The following is a 3,418-nucleotide window of genomic DNA, read 5'->3' as shown; positions in this document are numbered from 1 at the left end:
GATGCAGGCGCTTTGCAAGCTGTGTCTGCGTCCAGCCCTTACTTTTACGTATTGCTCTTAGTTTTTCTCCTAGATATTCTACACCCATAGAAATATTTTCTCCTTAAAGAAAATAATCTCAAAAATATAGCTGTCTATTTGAAGAAAAGTTATTCTTTTAGTTGAATTTTGCGGTTTTCCACTGGAAAATCTATTGAGGTTTAATTATGCCAACTGGTAAAGAGATTTATAAGTTTTATCGTGATAAAGCTAAAATTTCATTTGACGATAAAATCGGAAAACATTGGCAAGGTGTTGTCAGCTACTTCTAGGAGATAGGGACAATGATGAGAAGAGATGTTTTCGTATTGAGCAGTGGTCTATGTTGTCGGTTTATTGCAGCCTTTTCCGTGTGTAAACAACTCCGCCAGAAATTTAGTGGAGTTTTGTTGTTTCACATAAATTCTGAATCACTTTTGAATGATAGAATTTTGAGATTCTTTTTGTTTCACCGTTAGCTGATAGGCTTCATCCATTGTGACCTCCTTTTCCTCTCTCAAAAAATCATAATTGCTCAATTTAAAATGCTGAGCAATTTTTCTATATTTTCTAAACTTGGTGTTCGCGTTCCAGATTCATAGCGCGAAATTGCCCCTTGTGACAAATTCAACTCTTCTGCAAGCTGGTAAGTTGGGAGTCCTCGTTTTACTCGTTCTTCTTGAATTTTTTCGTTAAGAAATCTTGCCATTCAAAACTTCTAGACTTGATTATAACGCAAAAGATTCCAAAATGGAATTGTAAGCTTCTTCTCCTCTCTTATTTTTTCTAGGTATTTCATTCGAAAATAATATATCACTCGTTTTACGAAATGAAAGAGAAAATGGCAAGAAACAGGTACTGTCAGCATTGAACTGACTATATGTAATGAAATAAATAAGCGCTTAGTCGCAGAAAAATAAAATTTAATAAAAATATTATTTTGCAGGAAAATTGAGAGACATCACCAGAATTGTAAAGGGTTTTCTTGCCCAAAAAAAATTGGAAAATTTATCACAGCATACGTTAAAAGCCTACAGGACCGACCTCAATAAATTTTTGAATTACCAACGTGAAGAAAATGGCGGTCTTTCAAAAAGCATTATCCAATACTTAAAATTTATTGAACAAACCCCAGACTATCAGTCAAGTACGAAAAAGAGAAAGCTTGTGACTCTCAAACTGTTTTTCAAATATTTAATCGAAAAAAATGTAATTGAGGATGTTCAACTTCCGAATGTTACGATTCGTAGGGAAAAAAGATTGCCAAAGACTATAAGTCATAAGGAGACTTTGAAGCTTCTCCGAACTGTTGAAAAAATAAAGCCTCGCAAGCCGCAAAAATTTCGCGACCAAAAGAGAGATTTAGCAATTCTTACGGTTCTTGTTAATGTCGGCTTGAGAATTAGTGAGTTGAGTAAAATGCAGTTACAGGATATAAATTTATCTACTGGCGAAATTATTATTCATGGAAAAAATTGAAAAGAACGTATTCTTTATCTTGTAAACGCTGAGGACAGGAATATTTTAAAGGAATATCTTTCTGTTCGTGAAGACTATCATCCTTTGAAAACAGAAAATGCCGTATTTCTAAATAAATACGGTTCACGGCTTTCTATTTACGGCATAGAGAATATCTATAGCAAGTATTGTAACTTGGCCAAAATTAATGAAAAATCAACTCCTCATTATCTTCGGCATAGCTTCGCCACCGAATTACTCAATAATGGAGCAAATTTGCGGGATATTCAGGAGCTTTTGGGTCATTCCAGCATATCGACTACCGAAATTTATACCGAGGTCTCGTCGACTCGGAAGATTGAAGTCTTAAAGAAACATGGATTTAAAAAATAAAGTGTATAGAAAATCCTCCAAAAATTGGTGGGTTTTCTGCACTTTGATTGTTTTATCTGTCAATTCATCCAAAATAACAGAATAAAAGAAAACAGTTATCCATTTTGTGTTTTCTCTCGTTATATTACCACTTACAGTTCCCGCTCGGGGCCCTATCACTTGCGAACACCGCTGACATACTCACTATTAAATCTTGCATTAGGAAATCGAAGATAAATCTACTCAAAACCATTCTGATTCTTACTCTGCCATCTCCAGGCATCACAGCAAGCCTCCAAAAGTGTTTTCCCAGCAGTCCATCCAAGCTCTTCTTTCGCCTTGTCAGCATTTGAATAGCAACTTGCGACATCACCAGCCCGACGCGGCATAATCTTGTAAGGAATCTCTTTGCCCACAGCTTCAGAAAAAGTCCGAATCAACTCCAAAACCGACACACCGCGTCCTGTGCCTAAATTATAAATCTCAACTCCTTTATGCTCGTGGTTTAGTGCGGCAATATGCCCTTTCGCCAAATCCATGACATGAATATAATCACGTACACCCGTTCCATCCGGCGTATCATAGTCATTGCCGAATACGCTGACCTGCTTTAGTTTTCCAATTGCAACTTGCGAAACATACGGCAGCAAATTATTCGGTATTCCTGCAGGCTCTTCGCCTATCAAACCGGATTCATGCGCCCCAATCGGATTAAAATAACGCAGCAAAGTTACAGAAAGCTGCGGATTAACTTTTGCGACATCTTGCAGCATTTGTTCAATCATAAATTTCGTCCAGCCATAAGGATTTGTCAACCCAATCCCCACACGACTCGTCTCAAACAGGGGCAACTCTTCAGGAACCCCATAAACCGTCGCTGAACTACTGAAAACTAAATGCTCGACATCATACTTTAAGCAGAAGTCTATCAGATTCAAAGTTGAAGTAATATTATTTTCATAATAACGCAAAGGCTTTTGGACAGATTCTCCAACAGATTTTAACCCTGCAAAATGAATCACTGCGTCAAAGGTGTTTTCCTTGAAAACTTTCTCGGAGGCTTCTTTATCGCACAAATCCACCTTGTAGAACCTTGGTGTCTTTCCAGAAATCAGCTCAATGCGCTTCAAAACCTCAATCTTACTGTTTATCAGATTGTCAACAACAACTACATCAAATCCGTTTTGTAATAGTTCAATCGTTGTGTGAGAGCCGATAAATCCTAGGCCTCCTGTTATTAATACTTTAGTCATGATATTTTCCTATCTTCTAAAAATTGGCTTATTGTCGACTTATTGACCTCTTAAGCCATTGACAGTGGTCAATAAACAGTATGTTATCAAATTCTTTTTTTCTCCTTTTTTTTTTTTTTTTTTTTTTTTTTTTTTTTTCTTCTTTTTTTTTTCTTTTTTTCTTTTTTTTTTTTTCCTTTTTTCTTTTTTTTTCTTTTCATTCTTTCCTTCTTTAATTTTTTTTCCTTCTTTCTCCTTTTTCATTATTTTTTTCTTTCTCTTTTTCTCATCTCCTTTCCCTCTTTTCTCCTTTTCTTCTCTTTTTCCTTCTTCTTCTT

General features: G+C 35.9%; 3 protein-coding genes and 1 pseudogene. 1 reads left to right on the top strand and 3 read right to left on the bottom strand.

Going from position 1 to position 3,418, the window contains the following annotated elements:
* Positions 1-553: 553 nt before the first annotated feature.
* Positions 554-727 (bottom strand): helix-turn-helix domain-containing protein, encoded by a 174-nt coding sequence (locus ACYQ2E_RS11185; RefSeq protein ID WP_460018141.1) that lies wholly within the window; start codon positions 725-727, stop codon positions 554-556.
* 242 nt (positions 728-969) lie between these two features.
* Here ACYQ2E_RS11185 and ACYQ2E_RS11180 point away from each other — a divergent pair.
* Positions 970-1,869 (top strand): annotated as a pseudogene (locus ACYQ2E_RS11180) (tyrosine-type recombinase/integrase).
* Between the two features lie 218 nt (positions 1,870-2,087).
* Here the strand turns inward: ACYQ2E_RS11180 and galE are convergent.
* Both galE and ACYQ2E_RS11170 read right to left on the bottom strand, forming a co-directional pair.
* Positions 2,088-3,101 (bottom strand): UDP-glucose 4-epimerase GalE, encoded by a 1,014-nt coding sequence (galE, locus tag ACYQ2E_RS11175; protein WP_460018140.1) that lies wholly within the window; start codon positions 3,099-3,101, stop codon positions 2,088-2,090.
* A gap of 39 nt (positions 3,102-3,140) precedes the next feature.
* Positions 3,141-3,418 (bottom strand): hypothetical protein (locus ACYQ2E_RS11170; RefSeq protein ID WP_460018139.1); only part of this gene is annotated, 278 nt, incomplete at its 5' end.

The organism is Lactovum odontotermitis (genome assembly GCF_054658595.1).
Note: the sequence above shows the minus strand (reverse complement) of the source record. Positions and strands in the feature narration are given on the sequence as shown.